Annotated in this window: 14 protein-coding genes, 4 tRNA genes and 2 pseudogenes; 6 read left to right on the top strand and 14 right to left on the bottom strand. The window is 60.0% G+C overall.

Features of this window, described 5'->3' with window-relative positions:
• Nucleotides 1-4: 4 nt before the first annotated feature.
• The 7 genes and pseudogenes from ACZ9IL_RS17655 to ACZ9IL_RS17625 all read right to left on the bottom strand — a co-directional run.
• Nucleotides 5-202, bottom strand: a pseudogene (locus ACZ9IL_RS17655) (hypothetical protein); the annotation flags it as partial.
• Nucleotides 199-883, bottom strand: a pseudogene (locus tag ACZ9IL_RS17650) (potassium-transporting ATPase subunit KdpA); the annotation flags it as partial. The pseudogenes ACZ9IL_RS17655 and ACZ9IL_RS17650, both read right to left, overlap by 4 nt.
• Before the next feature lie 511 nt (nucleotides 884-1,394).
• Entirely contained in the window at nucleotides 1,395-2,744 is a 1,350-nt protein-coding gene (gene gorA / locus ACZ9IL_RS17645) for a glutathione-disulfide reductase (protein ID WP_476004637.1), read from the bottom strand.
• Nucleotides 2,745-2,819: 75 nt separating this feature from the next.
• Nucleotides 2,820-4,778, bottom strand: coding sequence for an ATP-binding protein (locus tag ACZ9IL_RS17640; RefSeq protein ID WP_476004636.1), 1,959 nt, complete (start codon nucleotides 4,776-4,778; stop codon nucleotides 2,820-2,822).
• Nucleotides 4,779-4,898: 120 nt separating this feature from the next.
• The gene (locus tag ACZ9IL_RS17635) at nucleotides 4,899-7,979 is read right to left on the bottom strand and encodes a multidrug efflux RND transporter permease subunit (protein ID WP_476004635.1); all 3,081 of its coding nucleotides are present in this window, start codon (nucleotides 7,977-7,979) and stop codon (nucleotides 4,899-4,901) included.
• 15 nt (nucleotides 7,980-7,994) lie between these two features.
• Nucleotides 7,995-9,101, bottom strand: coding sequence for an efflux RND transporter periplasmic adaptor subunit (locus tag ACZ9IL_RS17630; protein ID WP_476004634.1), 1,107 nt, complete (start codon nucleotides 9,099-9,101; stop codon nucleotides 7,995-7,997).
• On the bottom strand, nucleotides 9,098-9,688 hold the full coding sequence (locus ACZ9IL_RS17625) for a TetR/AcrR family transcriptional regulator (RefSeq protein WP_476004633.1): 591 nt from the start codon (nucleotides 9,686-9,688) through the stop codon (nucleotides 9,098-9,100). The genes ACZ9IL_RS17630 and ACZ9IL_RS17625 overlap by 4 nt, the downstream gene beginning before the upstream one ends.
• Nucleotides 9,689-9,941: 253 nt before the next feature.
• On the opposite strand from ACZ9IL_RS17625, the gene ACZ9IL_RS17620 reads away from it, so the two are divergent.
• The 5 genes from ACZ9IL_RS17620 to ACZ9IL_RS17600 all read left to right on the top strand — a co-directional run bounded on the left by ACZ9IL_RS17620 (nucleotide 9,942) and on the right by ACZ9IL_RS17600 (nucleotide 11,092).
• Nucleotides 9,942-10,018, top strand: a tRNA-Arg gene (locus ACZ9IL_RS17620).
• 50 nt (nucleotides 10,019-10,068) lie between these two features.
• Nucleotides 10,069-10,144, top strand: a tRNA-His gene (locus ACZ9IL_RS17615).
• Nucleotides 10,145-10,175: 31 nt separating this feature from the next.
• Nucleotides 10,176-10,261, top strand: a tRNA-Leu gene (locus tag ACZ9IL_RS17610).
• Between the two features lie 64 nt (nucleotides 10,262-10,325).
• A tRNA-Pro gene (locus tag ACZ9IL_RS17605) sits at nucleotides 10,326-10,402 on the top strand.
• A 171-nt stretch (nucleotides 10,403-10,573) separates the two neighbouring features.
• Nucleotides 10,574-11,092 carry a ricin-type beta-trefoil lectin domain protein gene (locus ACZ9IL_RS17600; RefSeq protein ID WP_476004632.1) on the top strand — a complete coding sequence of 173 codons (519 nt, stop codon included), beginning with the start codon at nucleotides 10,574-10,576 and terminating at the stop codon, nucleotides 11,090-11,092.
• A 96-nt stretch (nucleotides 11,093-11,188) separates the two neighbouring features.
• Here the strand turns inward: ACZ9IL_RS17600 and ACZ9IL_RS17595 are convergent, their stop codons facing one another.
• The 7 genes from ACZ9IL_RS17595 to ACZ9IL_RS17565 all read right to left on the bottom strand — a co-directional run bounded on the left by ACZ9IL_RS17595 (nucleotide 11,189) and on the right by ACZ9IL_RS17565 (nucleotide 18,578).
• Nucleotides 11,189-11,992, bottom strand: a complete 804-nt coding sequence (locus tag ACZ9IL_RS17595; RefSeq protein ID WP_476004631.1) for a Cof-type HAD-IIB family hydrolase — start codon at nucleotides 11,990-11,992, stop codon at nucleotides 11,189-11,191.
• Nucleotides 11,993-12,091: 99 nt separating this feature from the next.
• Complete coding sequence (locus ACZ9IL_RS17590) at nucleotides 12,092-13,132, bottom strand: alpha/beta fold hydrolase (RefSeq protein WP_476004630.1); 1,041 nt, start codon at nucleotides 13,130-13,132, stop codon at nucleotides 12,092-12,094.
• Entirely contained in the window at nucleotides 13,122-13,868 is a 747-nt protein-coding gene (gene trmH / locus ACZ9IL_RS17585; protein WP_476005374.1) for a tRNA (guanosine(18)-2'-O)-methyltransferase TrmH, read from the bottom strand. The genes ACZ9IL_RS17590 and trmH overlap by 11 nt, the downstream gene beginning before the upstream one ends.
• Nucleotides 13,869-13,998: 130 nt before the next feature.
• Nucleotides 13,999-16,116 (bottom strand): bifunctional GTP diphosphokinase/guanosine-3',5'-bis pyrophosphate 3'-pyrophosphohydrolase, encoded by a 2,118-nt coding sequence (spoT, locus tag ACZ9IL_RS17580; protein ID WP_476004629.1) that lies wholly within the window; start codon nucleotides 16,114-16,116, stop codon nucleotides 13,999-14,001.
• Between the two features lie 129 nt (nucleotides 16,117-16,245).
• Entirely contained in the window at nucleotides 16,246-16,521 is a 276-nt protein-coding gene (rpoZ, locus tag ACZ9IL_RS17575) for a DNA-directed RNA polymerase subunit omega (RefSeq protein WP_005307060.1), read from the bottom strand.
• Between the two features lie 79 nt (nucleotides 16,522-16,600).
• Nucleotides 16,601-17,227 carry a guanylate kinase gene (gmk, locus tag ACZ9IL_RS17570; protein WP_476004628.1) on the bottom strand — a complete coding sequence of 209 codons (627 nt, stop codon included), beginning with the start codon at nucleotides 17,225-17,227 and terminating at the stop codon, nucleotides 16,601-16,603.
• Between the two features lie 268 nt (nucleotides 17,228-17,495).
• Nucleotides 17,496-18,578 carry a glycosyltransferase family 9 protein gene (locus ACZ9IL_RS17565; RefSeq protein ID WP_476004627.1) on the bottom strand — a complete coding sequence of 361 codons (1,083 nt, stop codon included), beginning with the start codon at nucleotides 18,576-18,578 and terminating at the stop codon, nucleotides 17,496-17,498.
• A 144-nt stretch (nucleotides 18,579-18,722) separates the two neighbouring features.
• On the opposite strand from ACZ9IL_RS17565, the gene ACZ9IL_RS17560 reads away from it, so the two are divergent.
• Nucleotides 18,723-19,436 carry a 3-deoxy-D-manno-octulosonic acid kinase gene (locus tag ACZ9IL_RS17560; protein ID WP_476004626.1) on the top strand — a complete coding sequence of 238 codons (714 nt, stop codon included), beginning with the start codon at nucleotides 18,723-18,725 and terminating at the stop codon, nucleotides 19,434-19,436.
• The last annotated feature ends 82 nt before the right edge of the window (nucleotides 19,437-19,518 follow it).

The following is a 19,518-nucleotide window of genomic DNA, read 5'->3' as shown; positions in this document are numbered from 1 at the left end:
AGCTGCCGATGAAGCGATAGCCGATGCCGGACTCGGTCTCTATCAGGGCAGCCAGCCAGAGGGTGAACAGTATGGGACTGCCAAACAGCGCCCTGGGATTGAAGCGATAAAGGGCTTGCACCATGGCTTGCATGAGCTGCGAGCGCTGCTTCTTGCTCTTCACCGGTGCGGTGTCGACATTCATGGAGGTGGACTTGCTCATTGGATTGTTCCCTGTATCAGGCTCAGATGCTCGGCCACAGGGCCCAGTGCCAGTACCGGCAGGAAGGAGAGGCCGCCTATCAGCAGGGTCACGAACAGCGGGCCAGGGATCGGGAAGTCGCCTTCTCCCGTCTCCTGGCGCTGGGCGCGGGAGGCTGACCGGCGATGGCCAGCACCGGGATGATGTAGCCGAAGCGGCCGAGCAGCATGGCCAAGCCTATGGCGATGCACTGCCTGCTGTCCCCGGCGGCCGAGGCGTAGGCATAGATCAGTCGGGACTGGCCGTGGGGACCATCGTGACCAATCACCGTGCTGGCGGTGGGCATCAGCAGGGTGATCCCGCCGATCACCAATACCCCGACCGGCATCACCAGCATGCTGGCGACGACCCACTTCATCTCGGTGGTGCCGAGGCGCTTGCCGAGATAAGTCGGGGTGCACCCCACCATCAAGCCGCACAGGAACACGGTCAGCAGCACGAACAGCATCATGCCGTAGATACCGGAGCCCACGCCACCGAAGATGACCTCGCCGAGCAACATGTTGATCATGCCGACCATGCCACCGAGCGGGGTGAAGCTGTCGTACATGGCATTGACCGAGCCGTTGGAGGCGGGGTAGTCGCGACCTCCCTGATGCTGGATAGCACAAGGCCGCAGCGGCTCTCCTTGCCTTCCCAGTTGCGTGACTGCGTGTCAATGCACGCATCAGATAGCCCAGCAGGGCGAGGACCAGCAGCAGATAGAGCCAATTCATATAAATTCCCTTGGTGTAATTGACAGCACAAGGGTATGTAAAACCGGCGTAAAGGCGCCATAAAGCACCCTTTGTCCGGCGTAAAAAGCAAAGAAATGGAGGGGATGAAATGGAAAAACCCGGCCTGAGCCGGGTCTTTCAAGAGGCGCTGAGTATCTCAAGCTATAGGCGACATCTCGTCCGCGCTGGTGGAAGGAGAATGCCGCTGTCGAAGCAAGGCTCGGTCTTCCCGTCTGTGTCTTTAGCGCATGATGACAAGCTCTTCCGTACTGGTCGGCTGGGAATAGCAACGTCGTTGTCGAGTTGGCAGCGCCATACCTTATTCCTTGTCGCCCGGCCCCAACGCATGGTGACAAACTCTTCGGCGCTGGTCGGGTTGGAATAGCAACGCCGTTGTCGAGTTGACAGCGCCATACCTTATTCCTTGTCACCCGGCCTCAGCGCATGGTGACAAACTCTTCCGCGCTGGTCGGATGAATGGCGACGCAGTTATCGAAATCCGCCTTGGTGGCGCCCATCTTCATGGCCACGCCGAACCCTTGCAGTATCTCGTCCATGGCGAAGCCGATGCCGTGCAGGCCGACCACCTTCTCCTCGGGTCCGACGCAGACCAGCTTCATGCGGGTGGGCTGGCGGTGCTGGGTCAGTGCCGAATACATGGCGGTGAACTGGCTGCGATAGACCTTCACCTGACTCTCGCCATACTCGGCAATAGCCTCCGGCTCGGTCAGGCCTATGGTACCGATGGGGGGATGACTGAACACCACGGTCGGCACCAAATCGTAGTTGAGGTGCTCGTTTGGCTTGTTGTTGAACAGCCGCTCTGACAGGCGCCGACCGGCGGCGACGGCGACCGGGGTGAGCTGGATGCGGCCGGTGTTGTCACCCACCGCATAGAGGTTGTCGATATGAGTGTTCTGGAACTTGTCGGTCGGGATATAGCCCTTGTCATCCAGCTCGATGCCGGTCGCCGCCAGGTTTAGTTGGTCGGTGGCCGGGGCACGGCCGATGGCCCAGATCAGGCAGTCGACAGTGAGGTGGCGGCCATCTTCCAGCTGCAGGGTCAGGCTGTCGTCTGCGTTCTTGATCACTGCCTTGGGCACGGCATGGGTATGCAGCTTGGGGCCTTCCTGCGCCATGATCTCCACCAGGGTCTCCTGGATCATGGGATCGAAACTGCGCAGCGGACCCTGCTTGCGCACCACCAGGTGGGTCTCGGAGCCGAGCGCCTGCATCACGCCGGCGATCTCGACGGCGATGTAACCTGCCCCCACCACGGCGACCCGCTTCGGTTGCTCCTGCAAGGCGAAGAAGCCGTCGGAGTCGATCCCAAGCTCGGCGCCGGGAATGGTCGGTACTTCGGGGTGACCGCCGGTGGCGATCAGTATGTGGTCGGCGCTGTAGTGCTCACCGTCGACCTCGACGGTGTGGCTGTCGACGAAACGGGCGAAGCCCCGGATGACGGTGATCTGGTTCTTGCCGAGCACGTTCTCGTAGGACTGATGAATGCGGCTGATATAGGCCTGGCGGGATTCCACCAGCTTGGCCCAGCTGAAGTGATTGAGCGTGGTGTCGAAACCGTAGTCGGCACCGTATCTCAGGGCATCGGCGATCTGGCCGGCATACCACATGGCCTTCTTGGGAACGCAACCCACGTTGACGCAGGTGCCGCCCAATGCCTTGGCTTCAATCAGGGCGACTTTCTTGCCATACATGGCCGCCCGGTTGGCCGAGGCGATACCGCCACTGCCGCCGCCGATGGCGATGTAGTCAAAATGCTGTGCCATGGTAGGTTCTCCGCTTGTGAAAAATACTGTCACAGCATGATGGAGACAAAGGCGCCGGCTCACAAGAGCCGGTGCTCAGTTCTGCTGGATGGGCAGGCGGATATGGAACTGGGCGCCCTGGCCGGGTTCGCTGGCGCAGTGGATGCGGCCGCGCAGCAGCTGCACCACCAGGTTGTAGATGATGTGGGTACCGAGCCCGCTGCCGCCGTGGCCCCGCTTGGAGGTGACGAAGGGATCGAAGATGCGCGGCAGTATCTCCGGGGGGATGCCGCGGCCATTGTCGCTGTAGTCGATGACGAGCTCGTTATCCTGCTGTTCCACCCGGATGCTGATCTTCTTGGGCCTGTCCCAGCCATCGAAACCGTGGTTGATGGAGTTGAGGAGCAGATTGGAATAGATCTGGGTGAAGCTGCCGGGGAAGGAGTAGAGGGTCAGCTTGGGATCGCATTGAATGTCGACCTCGCACTGGGCCTTCTTGAGCTTGTGGCCGAGCGATACCACCACCTGGTGCAGGTTGTCCGCCAGGCTGAAGTTGTATCGCGCCTCGGATGATTGATCCACCGCCACCTGCTTGAAGCTGGCGATCAGCTCGGAGGCGCGCCTCAGGTTGCCCTGCAGCAACTGCATGGATTCGTCCAGATTGACCGTGAATTCATTCAGATAGGAGCGTGAGAGCTGCTTGGCCTCGATGTGTTGCTTGAAGTCGGATACCTGCTCCTGCAGGTAGGAGGAGGCGGTCACGCTGATGCCGATGGGGGTGTTGATCTCGTGGGCCACCCCGGCGACCAGTGAGCCCAGCGAAGCCATCTTCTCCGATTCCACCAGGGTCTGCTGGGCTTGTTTCAGGTCGTCGTAAGCCTTGGCCAGTTGATCGTTGGCATCGCTTAGACGGCGGGTTCGCTCGTCCACTTTGCCTTCCAGCTGTTCGTTGAACAGGGTGATCTCCCGCTCTACCTTCTTCAGGCGGGTGATGTCATAACCAAAGCCAATCAGATACTTGAGGTTCGGGCCTTCGTAGAAGGGAGCGAAGGTCCACTGCAGGACGAGTTCGTTGCCCTGCTGGTCATGCATGATGATCTCCCTGTCTTCGAGGGAACCCTGTTCGGCGAGGAGGGCGCCCAGCTCGGTGCGTTGCTCCTCGCTAACGAACAGATCCAGCCAGTTGTGCTGCAACAGCTCCTCATGGTGATAGCCGGTGAGCAGGATGGCGGCAGGGTTGATGCTGGCGATGTTGAGATCCGGCTCCATGCAGCAGATGACCATGTTGGCCGAGTTGATCAGGGTGGCGGAGAAGTCCCGCTCTTGCTGGAGCTGTTCGGCCGCCTGATGACGAGCGGTGAATTCATCGTTCAGGCGGGTACGCATCTGGTTGAGGGTCGCGGCCAGCGCATCGAATTCGTCGGGGTGTTTGCGGGGCAGGGTACGGCCTTCCAGGGTCAGCTCCACCGCGAGCCGATCCAGGTTCAATTTCTGGGCGTAGTTGACGATGCGGTTGATATGACGGATCACCAGATAGTAGATGATGATCAGGATGCAGAAGGAGACGACCAGGGTCTTGATGGTCTGGCTGACCAGGATCAGCACGGATTTCTCGATCAACCGCTGGTAGATCTGCTCCAGCGAGGCAGCGACAAACAGCTTGCCGACCATCTCTCCCTGATAGGTGAGGCTGAATTCGCGGGAGATGTCGTATTGTTCTTTTTCCACGCCCTGGGTCAGCAGCGGCACTTCCGAGTTGCCGAGCATCTCCTTGACCATCACGAACTGCATGTTGGGCAGGTTCATGATGCCCTCGATCTGCACCTTGACCTGTTCTTCGTCCAGGTTCCACAAACTGGCGGAGATGGGTTGCAGGAAGGAGACTTCGATCTGATCGATGCTCGCCTCGATGACGGTCACATCCTTGTTGTAATCCCAGGCGAGCTGCAACACCGTGATGATCAATGCCAATACGGTACTGCATATCAGAATGTAGGAGAGCAGACGGTAAGACAGTCCGTTAAGGCCGATGGCCTTGGAGAAGATTCCTGACATGGCATCCTTGCGGTCTGGATTGAGTGCGGTTTAGTGTAACTGCTTCATGTATCTGTGTCGTGTGTCATGAAAAGGATAAAAAAAGGCCCCTTTCGGGGCCTTCTTTGTTCTCGCTAGGGATTAATGATTCCCTTTTGCCTTGGCCGGAATGGATTCATCGAATTCCGGCAGCGGTTTGTGCTCGGAGGCCAGGTAGGTGTAGATCACCGGCAGCACGAACAGGGTGAACAGGGTACCGATGGCCAGACCGGCCACTATGACGATACCTATGCTGAAGCGCTGGGCCGCACCTGCACCCGCGGCATAGAGCAGCGGGATGAGGCCCGCAATCATGGCCGCCGTGGTCATCAGGATCGGACGCAGTCGCACCTTGGCAGCTTGCATTACCGCCTGCATCCGGTTCAGGCCGTGCAGCAGCTGCTCCTCCTTCGCCACCTCACAGATCAGGATGCCGTGCTTGGTAATCAAACCGACGAGGGTGATGAGACCCACCTGCGAGTAGATGTTCATGGTGGCCAGTCCCCAGGCCAGCGCGATCAAGGCACCGCTGATGGCGAGCGGCACCGAGACCATGATCACCAGGGGGTCACGCACCGATTCGAACTGGATCGCCAGCACCAGGAAGATGATGGCAAGGGCCAGGGCGAAGGTGGCGTACAGGGCGTTGCCTTCGGTCACGAACTGGCGGGCTTCCCCCATGAAGTCGTAGCGGTAGCCCTGCGGCAGCTTCTCTTCGGCGGTGGCCTTGAACCAGTTGATCGCATCACCCATGGCGACACCCGGTGCCGGGACGGCGCCTATGGTTGCGGAGTTCAGCTGGTTGAAGTGGGGCAGGGCGCGAGGCTCTCCCTCCACTTCAATGTTGATCAGGCTGCCGAGGGGGATCGACTTGCCATCGGCGGCGCGTACGTAATAGCCCTTCATGGATTCAGGGTTCATACGGAATTTACGCTCCACCTGCGGGATCACCTCGTAGGAGCGACCATCCAGATCGATCCGGTTGACGTAGCCATCCGCCATCATGGTGCCCATGGTGGTGCCGATGTCCTGCATGGTGATGCCGTAGGCACCCGCCTTGTCCTTGTCGATCTTGATCTTCATGGTGGCGGAGTCGTAGTTCAGATCGAGATCCGAATAGACGAACTGGCCGTTGGCCTGGGTGGCCGTCAGCATCTCGCCGGCGATCAGGAACAGACTCTCGAAGCTGTTCGGGGTGGTGATGACGAACTGAATGGGCAGGCCACTCGAGGCACCCGGCAGTTCCGGGAACTGGAAGGTGGTGATGGCCATCCCGGGGATGTCCGTCACCAGACCGGCTACCCGATCCAGCACCTCTTTCTGGCTCGCCTCACGCTCGCTCCAGGGCACCATGGAGGCGATACCGAAGGCCTGGTTGGCGTTGAACACCCCGGAGAAGACCTGGGCGTAAGCGATCTCGGGCTGCTTATCCAGGATCTTGTTCACGTCCGCCATGGTGTTTTCGATGTAGTCCAGGTTGGCATTGGACGGCGCCGTCCCCAGCACGGCCATGACCCCCTTGTCTTCCGACGGCGCCAGTTCGCTCGGGATGAACTTGAACAGCAGCGGCAGGCTGCCGAATACGATGACGGCGAACAGCACCACCACGATGCGTTTTTGCATCACGGCGTGCAGCATGCGGTCATAGCGATCCGTCATCCGATCCAGCAGGTGGTGCACCGTGCTCTCGAACTTGTTCGGCTGTTCATTGGCCTTGAGCATCTTGGCGCACATCATGGGCGACAGGGTCAGGGCTATGATGCCAGAGACGAAGACCGCCCCCGCCAGGGTCAGCGCGAACTCCTTGAACAGAGAGCCGGTAATGCCCCCCATCAGGGCGATGGGCGCGTACACCGCGGCCAGGGTGACCGTCATGGCGATGACCGGCACGGCGATCTCGCGGGTGCCGATGATGGCCGCCCTGAATGGTTCCTCCCCCTCCTTGATGTGACGGTCAACGTTCTCCAGCACCACGATGGCGTCATCCACCACCAGACCGATCGCCAGCACCATGGCCAGCAGGGTCATCAGGTTTATGGAGAAGCCGAACAGGTCCATCATCATCACCACGCCGATGAGGCTCAGCGGTATGGTGATGATGGGGATGATGACCGCCCGGAACGAGCCGAGGAACAGGGTGATCACCACCAGTACGATGGCGGCCGCCTCCAGTATGGTCTTGATAACCTCGTGGATGGACTCGTTGATGGCGATGGTGGAGTCATACAGCACGTTGGTCTGCAGCGTGCTCGGCATGTTGCTCTTCAGGCTTGGCAGCAGCTCCATCACATCGTGGGCGATGGTGATGGGGTTGGCGGTCGGTGCCGCGTTGACGGCAAGGACCACGGCTTCTTTGCCGTTGGCGCTGGCACGGTAGATGTCGTGGCTCTTCTCCAGCGACACCTTGGCGATGTCGGAGAGACGGATCACCTGACCATTGCGCGTTGCCACCACCAGCCGCTTGAGTTCACCCGTATCGCTGACCTGAGTCTCGGCATTGCCGTTGAACAGGGTGAAGTAGCCGGTCGCCTGGCCCGTTGCTGACTGATAGTTGTTGCTGTTGAGCACCGTCATCACGTCGCTGGAGGTCAGGTCGAAGGCCGCCATTTTGGCCGGATCCAACCACACCCGCAGGGCAAACTCGACCCCGCCGTAGATGTCGATCTTGGAGACCCCGCCCACGGTGAACAGCTGGGGCTTGATGACCCGCTCCAGGTAGTCGGTGATCTGGCTGGAGTTGAGCTCAGGGCTGGTAAAGCCCATGTAGAGCACCGCCGTGGTCGAACCGGTGGAGGAGGTGACGGAAGGGTCTTCCGCCTCCTTGGGCAACTGGGAGCGTACCGAGTTGACCTTGGCCAGGATGTCGGACAGCGCGGCATTGGGGTCGGTGTTCAGCTTCATGTACGCGGTGACGGTGGAGCTGCCCAGCTGGCTGGAGGAGGTCATGAAGTCGATGTTGTCGGCTTGCGCGACCGCCTGTTCAAGCGGTTGGGTGATGAAGCCCTGGATCAGGTCGGAACTGGCACCGTAGTAGCTGGTGTTGACCGTGATCACCGTGTTGATGACCTCAGGGTATTCCCGTACCTGCATCTTGAAGATGGCCTGGAAGCCCAGCAGGGCTATCAGGAAGCTGAGCGAGATCGCCAGCACGGGCCTTTTTATAAATATGTCAGTAAATCGCATCACAGATCTCCGCGCTTACAGCATCGGGGTTTGTGCCGGAACGGCAAGGGCATCATTTTCGACGATGCGCACCTTGGTATCGTTGCTCAGGCGAACCTGACCCGACAGCACGATTTCATCGCCGGCCTTGAGGCCCGACAGCACATGGACGTCATTGCCACGACGCTCACCCGCCTTGACCACCACCTGCTTGGCACGTTTCACGCCGTCGGCTTCGTGGATGACGTAGACGTTCTGCCCGTACAGGGTGAAGGAGATGGCGGATTGCGGGATCACGATCTGATCCTTCACCGTGGGCAGTATGATGCTGGCACGGGCAAACATGCCGGAGCGGAGCTGGCCGTCGTTGTTCGGGATGTCGGCTTGCACCTGGATCAGACCGCTCTGGTAGTTGACGGCCGGCTCGATGGCGGTGATGCGGCCATCAAACTGAACCTGGGGATAGGCATCCACGTTGATCTTGATGGTCTGGTGCAAGGCAATCTTGGAGATGTCGGTCTGGGGCACGGTGAAGCGCAGGCGCATCACGCTAGTGTCTTCCAGCCGCACGATCTCGGTACCCGGCTCCAGGTATTGGCCGAGGAAGACGTTGCGCAGACCGACCACGCCACCGAAGGGCGCGCGCACTTCACGACGGGTGATGGTGGCCTTCAGACTCTCGATGTCCGCCTCCAGCGAGCGGTAGCTGGCTTCGGCGTCATCCAGCTGATCCCGGGAGATGGAGTTCTTCTGGTACAGGTTCTGATAACGCTCGAACTTGGCCCTGGCCGCTGGCAGCCTGGCCTGGGAGGATCTTAGATTGGCTTTTTCCACGCTGGAGTCCAGGCTCAGCAGCAATTGATCCGCCTTGACCGGGTTGCCTGACTCGAAGCTGATGACGTCGATGGTGCCCGCCAGTTCACTGGAGAGGGTGACCCCTTGCTTGGGCTCGATGAAGCCGATGGCATCTATGGTTGGAACCCAATCTTGCGCCTTGGTCACCATGGCGGTAACCGGGAACTCGGGCTCTGGGCGATTGGCCATGAACTCTGCAATCTTCTTCTGCTTGAACATATTGAAACCGATGACACTGCCAAACAGGGCGAGTGCTATCAGCAACATGATGGCCATCCACTTTTTCATGAACAGGCTCCTGTGGTGGAAAAATGAGGGTTTAAAATGGCATTCCAGCTGGCCCGGATCACCGTCTCCAGCTGTTCTTGCGTCAATACAAAATCGTGAACCCGGCGTTGTTGTGCCAGGTTGGCTACGCAATCCAGACTCAGTGCTTGCAGTACCAGGACGGGTAAATCGATAAACAGCCCTTGCTGGCGTCCCCGCTCGAAGAAGAGCTCAAGTGGCGCCCAGGTTGCCATTATGACCGGATCCCGTTCCAATTCAGCCCCCAATGGAGAACTTTCGTACTGCACTTTACATTTGAGGGCGTTGGGGTAATTGGTAAAGATGGCATCGATGTTGAGCCACAGGCGGCGGTACTGCCGATAGGACACCTCTTCTATCTGCACACCTTCCATGACCAGCGGATGACACTTCAGAATAGTGTGCAGATAAAGTTGGCGGATCAGATCATCCTTGTCGCTGAAGTAGCGGTAGATGGTACCGGCAGCCACCCTGGCCTGCTTGGCGACCGCCGCAACGGAGAGACCATAGAAGCCCTGCTCGCCGAGGATTTCGCGCGCCGCCTCGAAAATGCGCTCTTTTTTATCCATGACTCTCAGAACACAATGAATGAACGTTCATTCATTCTAGGTGGAGAAGAAGGCAAGTCAAGGATGAGAATGAGTTCACCGCCAGATGAGGGCAGAGAAGTGGGCCGAGTGAGGACGATTCTGGCCGAAAGCGCGAAGAAGAGATACAAAACTGAACAAATAGATTCAAAAACAACCGCTTGATTCATTGTGATAAAAAAAGAGTGGACAAGGTGGGCGCCATCATCAATAATGCGCCCCGTTCGACAGCGTAGCGCCCGTAGCTCAGCTGGATAGAGCGCTGCCCTCCGGAGGCAGAGGTCACAGGTTCGAATCCTGTCGGGCGCACCATCAAACGTGCGCCAGTTAAGCGGGCGTGTTGTGGAACGAAAACAGCTGTGGTGGCTGTAGCTCAGTTGGTAGAGTCCCGGATTGTGATTCCGGTTGTCGTGGGTTCGAGCCCCATCAGCCACCCCATTTTACAGTTGTTTGGCAGCTTGTTAGGTATGCGAAGGTGGCGGAATTGGTAGACGCGCTAGCTTCAGGTGTTAGTGCCCCCCGGGTGTGAGGGTTCGAGTCCCTCTCTTCGCACCATACTTGCTGTGTGACGAAGATGACCATTGGTTGTCTCGAAAGTTGAAAAAAAGCAGTACCCCATCGGTGATTAGCGCAGCCCGGTAGCGCATCTGGTTTGGGACCAGAGGGTCAAAGGTTCGAATCCTTTATCACCGACCACATTTGAAAACCCCGCTTCGGCGGGGTTTTTGCTTTTCCGCTTCTCTGCCTCCCCGTGCCTGTCACGCCTGTTTACATTTTTGTTGGCGCCTGCCTGCCGCTAGTTCGTTATGCTGGGGGCCGGACTCACGACCAGTGGGCATCATCGAACCCTTTCAGGCGCAAGGTTACATGTTCCATCATCCTATGCTCTTTCAAGCCTGCACTCTGGCGCTGGTGGTCATGACCCTCGGCGGTTGTGCGTTGCAACCCAAGCCGGAGAAGTTGTTGCTGGGCGTGGCTCCCAAATCGACGACCCCCTCGGCGGCGGCCCTGGTGACCGATGGCGGCTTCTGTGTGGCCTTGAGCGAGCAGGGCGGTCTGCTGACTCAGCCCTGTGATCGAAGCCCTCGTCAGCAGTTCGAGTGGGATGCTGGTGCATTGCAGTTGTCGGAGCATTGCTTGATCGCCAGGGGCGGCGACGAGCTCGTCATGGCGGATTGCCGGGATGACAGCCATCAATGGCAATGGCAGGCCGATCGCCTGTTCAACCGGCAAGTCTCCCTGTGCCTGGATGTGGCCGGGCGCCGGCACCAGCCCGGCACTCCGCTGCGACTGGCGGAGTGCTACGGCGGCGCCAACCAGAGTTTCGAGTGGCAGCCCGCCGCCAGCCTGCTGGATCGACTGGCACTGCCGAACCTCGCTTGGTGAGAAGGGCGTGGCAGGTGCGCTGTTCTGCCTGAAGGGATGTAAAAAGGGTGGTCTTTCGACCACCCTTTTGCATTTCTGGCGAGCAGATGAACGGGATCAGCGGACGCTGTGGGCAAACAGCCGCTCCAGATAGACGGCAACCCCATCCTCGTCTGAACTCAGAGTCTGCTCATGTTCGGGCAGGGCCAACTTGAGGCGGTCATGGGCGTTGCCCATCACCACTCCGCGGCCCACCATGCTCAGCATTTCGAAGTCGTTCATGCCATCACCGAAGGCGACCGCCTGGGACATCTCCAGCCCATTCTGCTCCAGCACGGCGCGCACGGCGTTGCCTTTGTGCACACCGCCATGCATCACCTCGAGGCAGTCTGGCAGGGAGAAGGTAACGTTGAGCCGATCACCATATTGCTGGTTGAGGCGAGTCTCGATCTCGAGCAGCTTCTCGTGTTCGCCGATGTAAAACACCTTGTTGATCTTGTCCATCGGGTGGGTGGACAAGTCAGTCAGGCGGTAGGCAAAGCCGGACTCTTCGTGGAATTGCAGCATCTTGGGCATCTCTTCCTCCACCAGCCACTCATCGCCGTAGTAGACGTTGAGGTGGATGGAGGGATCGCGCTCCAGCGCGATCAACTCGGCCGCGACCGCACCCGGCAACGCCTGGTTGAAGATCAGCTGATCCTGCTTGTCGTGCACCACGGCGCCGTTGGAGGTGATGAGATAGATATCGAGTCCGAGCGCATCGCGGATACCGCGCACGTCCACATGATGGCGACCGGTGGCCACCACGAACTTGATCCCCTGATCGACCAGGCGGTGCAGGGTGTCACGGGTGCGGGGGGAGATCTGGTGCTGCTTGTTGAGCAGGGTGCCATCGAGATCGGATACAACTACCTTGAACATCATTACCTCGGCATGAATGGAATGCCGGGGCAGTGTACCCCAGCGTTTTGCCTCACCCCATTTATTTAGGGATCCAAAAAATAGCCAGTGCTGGCAGGACTAGAAGCGGGCGAAGAACGCCAGCGTCGCGGTCAGTGCCGGGATGCGCTGGGCATCCGCCTCGACGAACAGCTCGTGCCAGCCCCCCTCGATCCGCAGCGGCTTGCCGCCCTCACAACTTGCTCTGGCGCAGAACGCGTCCTGGGCCGCATTGTCGACGATACCGTCGCTCCCCGCCTGTATCAGCAGCAGCGGGGTCTTGATCTTGTCTGCCTCGGCGATGGCGGCATCACCGGCGGCGATGCCCTCGCGGATCCAGTGGGCGGTCACCCCGCCCAGCTTGATCTGCGGCTGCTGTTCATAGAGCTGGCGAAACGCCTGATAGCGTGGCTCGCTGTGGCTCAGGCCGTTGTCGGCGAATTCGTGGGAGACATAACCCCCCTGGCCGGGTCCGTAGGGCGGCTCGCCCCACCAGCTGCCGACCGTATCCATGCTGGCAGCCAAGCCCTTGGCCAGCCACTTGGGTAGGCCACCCAGGTTGATGCCCAGCATGGGGGAGGAGAGCACCGCCGCCTTGATGTCATCCGGCCAGCGCTCCAGATAGCGCGCCGAGATGGCGCCACCCATGGAGTGAGCCAGCAGGAACAGCTTGGCGGGTTTATCCCGGGTGACCACCTCGTCGTGGAACTGCTTCAGATCCACTACATAGTCGTCGAACGCGGCGACATAGCCCTTCTCGGGATCCGCCAGCATGCGGCCGGACAGCCCCTGGCCACGGTGATCGATGAGGTAGAGGCTGTAGCCCTGGCGCCACAGATCCCAGGCCAGCTCCTGATACTTGAGGTAACTCTCTACCCGGCCATTGACGATGAGGATGGCTCTGTCCACCTTGGCCTGACGCAGGGTGGCGTAGCGGATGCTGACGCCGTCCTTGCCCTTGAACTCCCCTTCGACGGCATGATCGCGCCAGAAATCGGGCAGGGTCTGCTGATGAAGGGCGGGGACTTCGGCTTCTGTGGTGAGGTGATAGGGATTGTCCACGGCGAGGACTCCGGCAGAAAACAGGGTCAGTGCCAGCAAGGGCAGGCGGTTAAATTTCATCGGATGGATGCTCCCTATCCAGAACGTCTTCCTGTTGCGCGGCCCAGCCCTTGCGGGTCAGCTGCATCTGCTGCCACCAGGCATCGTCCGCCAGGATCTCACCGGCCGGACCGAGCTGGGGGTAGGGCATCTCTTTTTCTTTGCAGAGCTGGGCATAGATGGGGTAACCCCCCTCGAACAGTATGCTGTTCTGCTCATCGAGGCTGAGGGGGCAACCACGTTGATAGCAGCCGGCCAGCTCGCGCTGGCGCTGGGCCTCGTACAGGATGGCGGCGGCGGCCACCGAGACGTTGAGGGACTGCACCATGCCCACCATGGGGATGACGATATGATGATCGGCCAATGCCAGTGCCTCTTCCCCTATGCCGTGCTTCTCCTGGCCCACCAGAATGGCGGTGGGCCAGGTGTAGTCGATGGCACGAAAGTCCACCGAGCTCTCCGAGAGGTGGGTCGCCAGGATCTGCATGCCGCTGGTTTTCAGCTCGCTGACCGCGGTGCTTATGTCCGGGTGCAGCTTCACATCCACCCAGTTCTGGCTGCCACGGGCGGTGCCCTTGCGGGGATGAATGGAAGTCTTGGGCCAGACCGCATGCACCCGATGGATGCCGATGGCATCGGCGGTGCGCACTATGGCGGCCAGGTTGTGAGGCTTGTGAACCTCTTCCATGCAGACGGTCAGGTCGAGCTGGCGCATGGCCAGCATGTCGGAAATTCGTTTAAAGCGTTCAGGTGTCATATCGGTATCTATACAGTGAGGCTCGGGCACGTTGGCATGACCCTTGGCCAGCATGGCAGAGAGGCGGTCAACGCGCTCGGGGGCCATGGATGGTCTCCATAAAGCAACAGGCGGCTTGCGCCGCCTGTGTTCAGTTCTTCTGCCGGCTCACCCTGAGTACGTTAGGCATCACCCGGATCTTGCGCATGATGTTGGCAAGGTGAATACGGCTCTTGGTGGTGATGAGCAGGGTGACCAGATAGACCCGGCCATCCTTCTCCTCGGTGCTGATGGCGTGAATGTTGGCGCCGGTGGCGGCAATCACGTTGGCCAGCTCCGCCAGCGCCCCTTGATGGTTGATGATCTCGATGCTGATGCCGGTGCGGAATTCCTGCTCCTGCTCCTTGTCCACCTCCCACTGCACCGGCAGGTACTTGTCCGGTTCGCGGTTGTAGCCCTTGATGTTGCGGCAGGATTCCTGGTGGATCACCAATCCCTTGCCCGGACTGATGTGGGCGATGATGGCGTCTCCCGGGATCGGGCGGCAGCAGTTGGCGAAGGTGACCAGCATGCCGTCAGCCCCCTTGATCGGCATCTTCTTGCCAGTGGACTTGGGTTGCTCCTCCGGCGGTAGTTCGTCCCCCAGCATGCGGCGCGCCACCATGACGCTCATGGCGTTGCCAAGGCCCACGTCGGCCAGCAGGCCCTGCAGATTTTCATGCTTGGTGTCGGCCAGCACCTGCTTGATGCGCGGCTCGGGAATGTCTTCGATGTTCTTGGCACCCAGCGCATGGTTGAGCAGGCGGCGACCCAGCACCACCGACTCTTCGGTGCGCAGGTTTTTCAGGAACTGGCGGATCTTGGAGCGGGCCTTGGTGGTCACCACGAAGTTGAGCCAGGCCGCGTTCGGACGAGCGCCGGGGGCCGTGATGATCTCCACCGTCTGACCGGAGTGCAGCGGGCTGCTCAGCGGGTAGGGGTGGCGGTCGACCCGGGAGCCGACGCAGGCGTGGCCGATGTCGGTGTGCACCGCGTAGGCGAAGTCTACCGGGGTGGCGCCGGCGGGCAGCTCCATGATGCGGCCTTCCGGAGTGAACACGTAGATCTCGTCCGGGAACAGGTCGGTCTTGACCCCTTCAATGAATTCGAACGAGCTGCCGGCGCTCTGTTGTAGCTCCAGCAGGCTCTGCATCCAGCGCTGGGCGCGGATCTGGGCGGTGGTGCCGGAGCTGTCGCCTTCCTGCTTGTAGGCCCAGTGGGCGGCAACCCCCTTGTCGGCCATCTGATCCATGAACTCGGTGCGGATCTGCACCTCGACCGGCACCCCGTGCGGTCCCACCAGCGAGGTGTGCAGCGACTGGTAGCCGTTGCTCTTGGGGATGGCGATGTAGTCCTTGAAGCGGCCGGGACGCGGCTTGTAGAGGCTGTGCATCTGACCCAGCACCCGGTAGCAGGTATCTATGTCCTTCACCCTCACTCGAAAGGCGTAGATATCCATTACTTCGTGGAATTGCAGTTCTTTCTTCTCCATTTTGTTGTAAATGGAGAATAAATTCTTCTCGCGCCCACTCACCTGAGCCTCGATGCCGGCTTCTCGCAACCGGCCTTCAATCTCGCTCTCGATGGAGTCGATGATCTCCCGTCTGTTGCCACGGGCACGGCGCACCGATTCCCGCAGCACCCGGGAGCGCATGGGATAGAGCGCCTCGAAGCCGAGCTCTTCCAGCTCGTTCTTCATGGTATGGATGCCGAGGCGGTTGGCGATGGGGGCGAAGATTTCCAGCGTCTCGCGGGCGATGCGGCGGCGCTTGTCCGGCCGCAAGGAACCCAGGGTACGCATGTTGTGGGTGCGGTCGGCGAGCTTGATCAGGATGACCCGGATGTCCTGGGTCATGGCCATCATCATCTTGCGGAAGTTTTCGGCCTGGGCTTCCTTGCGATCGCGAAACTTCAGCTTGTCGAGCTTGGAGACGCCAGACACCAGCTCGGCAACGGCATTGCCAAACAGCTCGGCCAGATCGTCTTTGGTCACCGGGGTGTCTTCGATGACGTCGTGCAGCACTGCGGCCATCAGGGTTTCGTGGTCGAGGCGCATGTCGCCCAGGATCCGGGCCACGGCAACGGGGTGGGTGATGTAGGGCTCGCCACTGGAACGCATCTGTCCCTGGTGAGCATCACGGGCCACCACATAGGCTTGCCTGAGCTTCTCGACCTGCTCGGAAGGCAGGTAGGAATTGGCTATTTCTTTAAGGTTTTCAAATAAATACAAGACAGTCCCCGCAGTGGCGAAACAGCAATCCGTGGAATTGAGGGTATGTCTCCGAGTTTGCGAGGTTTTCGAGCGGTTGTAAATGGGAGAACAGTCGGCACCCGGGCGGGTGCCAACCGGAAGAATGACTTAACCGCGGCCTTCGGCGATGGCAGCAACGGCAGCCAGCTCGGCGGCTTCCTGCTCTTGCTGCTCGTAGCGGTCCTGGGTGTCCATCACTTGATTGTTCACCAGACCCAGCTCGATCTCGCGCAGGGCGATCACGGTCGGCTTGTCGTTCTCTTCATCGACCAGGGGATCTTTACCTTGTACCGCGATTTGACGGGCGCGGCGCGCGGCGACCAGCACCAGGTCAAAACGGTTACCTACCTGTTTTACAGCATCTTCTACAGTAACGCGTGCCATGCAGGACTCCAGTGTTTGGGCTTTCTGTGTTGAAAAAAGCGGTGTTTAAAAATGACGCAAAAGTTTACTTGTTTTCGGACTATTCTGCCAGCAACTGTTGCAGCAAGTTTTGTTGGGCCTGCTGTTGCTGGCGCAATTCCAGCCGTTGGCACTCGATGATGGCCCTGAGCTGGAACAGCGCCTGCTCAAAGTCTTCGTTGATAATGACATAGTCATACTCGTCGTAGTGCACCATTTCGGCAATGGCTTTCTCCATCCGCCCTTTGATCACCTCGCTGCTGTCCTGGCCGCGCCCGATCAGGCGTTGCTCCAGTTCGGCGCGGCTGGGAGGCAGGATGAAGATAGACTTGGTCGGCATCTGCTCGCGGATCTGGCGGGCGCCTTGCCAGTCGATATCGAGGAAGACGTCGATGCCCCGGACCAGACAGGCCTCGATGGCGGCGCGGGAGGTGCCATAGTAGTTGCCAAACACCTCGGCCCATTCCAGAAAGTCGCCGCGCGTGATCAGCGTCTTGAACTCTTCCACCTGCACGAAGTGGTAGTGCACCCCGTCCTCTTCACCCGGACGCATGGCGCGGGTGGTGTGGGAGACCGACAGCTGCATCTTGCCAGCATCGTTATGCTTGGTCAGCAAGGCATTGATCAGGCTGGACTTACCCGCCCCGCTCGGGGAGGAGATGATGTAGAGAGTGCCTTGTTGCGCCATGTCGTTACCTTTAATCTAGACCCGTGTTTTGGTTGTAGCAGAGGCCGCCGTCTTGTGCCCGAAAGGGAGACAGTCGCTCGCAAAACACGGAAAAATCAGAATCAGGGGGATGTAAAGGCGGCGAATTTTAGCAGATGGTGGCGGATAAAAAAACGGCCGGAATCATATTCCAGCCGATCAAAGTATTCGTAGCTTGCTGCGGGAGCGTTACCCACAGGGCGCTATTCTGCCCTTGACCCGGGAGAGGGGCCAGCAGGTTATCTCAGCCTCAGGATTCGGAATTTCCGAGTTTTTCAGCGCCTGGCAGCCGATACTGTGCACAGATCCGGTCGAAGGCGGCGATGACCCGCTGGCTGTCTATCTTGCTCATGGCGTCCGGATCCTTGAGGCGGGTGCGCCAGTCGAGCTCGGCCAGCGGCTTGCCGGTCTCCTGCTCGATCAACTCCCGATAGACGCTGACCACAAAATCGCGGCACAGATAGGGGCCGGTGCGGGCCGGATTGTGATGAGCGTAGAGGCCGATGACCGGGGTGCCCACCAGGGTCGCCATGTGGGTGGGGCCGGTGTCTGGCGCCAGCACCAGGCTGGCTTCGGCGATCAGCGCCAGCAGCTGCTTGAGATTGGTCTGGCCCACCAGATCGACCGGCTTGCTGTGGCTCAGCCGCGCAATGTCGGCGGCCAGATCCCGCTCCAGCCTGGCCGGGCCTCCGCACAGGTAAACCTGAAAGCCTTTACTGGCTGCGTGATCCGCCAGGGCAGCATAGCCTTCGGCGGTCCAGTTCTTGAACGCCTTGCTGGCGGCGGCGCAGATGAGCAGAGTCGGTTTGCCGTCCACCTTCTTCCGGGCCCAGGCCCTGTGTTCGGGACTGAGGGGCAATTGCCAGTCTGGCGTCAAATCCTGGATGCCGAGCTCTTTGGCGAAGGCGAGGAAGCCGTCCAGCACATGGGGGGAGGCGGGTGAGGGCACTTTGTGGTTGGTGAACAGCCACTGGCCGTCGTTGGCTCGCTCTTTATCGAAGCCGAGTTTGACCCTGGCGCGGATGCCGAGGGTGGCGATGCTGGCCCGCAGTGCGGCTTGCAGGTGCAGCAGGGCATCGAACTGGCGCCCCTTGAGGGTCTGCCAGAGGTCACGATAGCCACGCCAGCCCTTGCCCTTGTCGAAGGCGATGACCTCGACTCCCGGCAGGTCGGCAAACAGTGTCGCTTCAATCTTGCCGGTGATCCAGGTGATGCGGGTCTCTGGCCATTCCCGCTGGATGACGCGCACCAGCGCCAGCGCGTGGCAGCAATCCCCGATGGCGGAGAGCCGCAGGATGCAGATAGAAGATGGTGGCGTTTGGAACAGAGGCATGATGTGGCGCAATGGTGGCAAAATGGATGGATGGCATTATGCAAACTCCCTTGTGGATTGTAAAATCGCGCCAGCTGGCATGCCTGACCGGCACACTCTCCATGGATTGATACATTGCGCCCAACTATCGACCGGAATCTTCAGATGTTGACACAGACCATCCATAACCAGATCTGCTGGTATGCCGAAGGGGCCTTCAGCGACCCTTCCCCCGAATTGTTCGATCCGGCCTGGTGGCAGGCCCATCGTCAGGTGGTGGGTTCCGCCATCGGTCGCGGGGTGACCTGGTTTGTGAAGGACGAGTCGCGCCACCTGGTGCTGCGCCACTACTATCGGGGCGGCATGGTGGGCAAGCTGGTGCGGGATCGTTTCTGGTTTGAAGGGGTGGAGACGAGCCGTGCCATGGCCGAATACCGCCTGCTGGCCCGGCTGAGCGAGCAGGGCCTGCCGGTGCCGCGCCCGTTTGCGGCGCGGATGGTCAAGCAGGGTCCCTTCTATCGTGCCGACATCCTGATCGAGCGCATCCGCGGTGCCAAGGATCTGGTGGCGCTGCTCAAGCAGGGCAGCATTGCCAGCGAGATATGGCACAAGGTCGGCCAGACGGTGCGCCAGTTACACGATGCCGGTGTCTATCACGCCGATCTCAATAGCCACAACCTGTTGCTCGACAAGGAGGGCAAGGTGTGGGTGATCGACTTCGACAAGGGAGCGATCCGCACCCCCGGCAACTGGCAGCAGGCCAACCTGGAGCGACTGCTGCGCTCCTTCACCAAGGAGTCCCAGCTACACACCAGCTTCCACTTCGTGCCGGAAAACTGGCAATCGCTGATGGCGGGTTATCAAGGCGTCGCTGGCTGAGTTCCGGCTGCATCATTTTGTGAAAGGGTTGAGGTGGGTGGATAAGGAAAAGCAGGCCGAGCCTGTTGCTCGGCGCGAGCGC

It is taken from the genome of Aeromonas sp. TECH754 (assembly GCF_056279295.1).
Note: the sequence above shows the minus strand (reverse complement) of the source record. Positions and strands in the feature narration are given on the sequence as shown.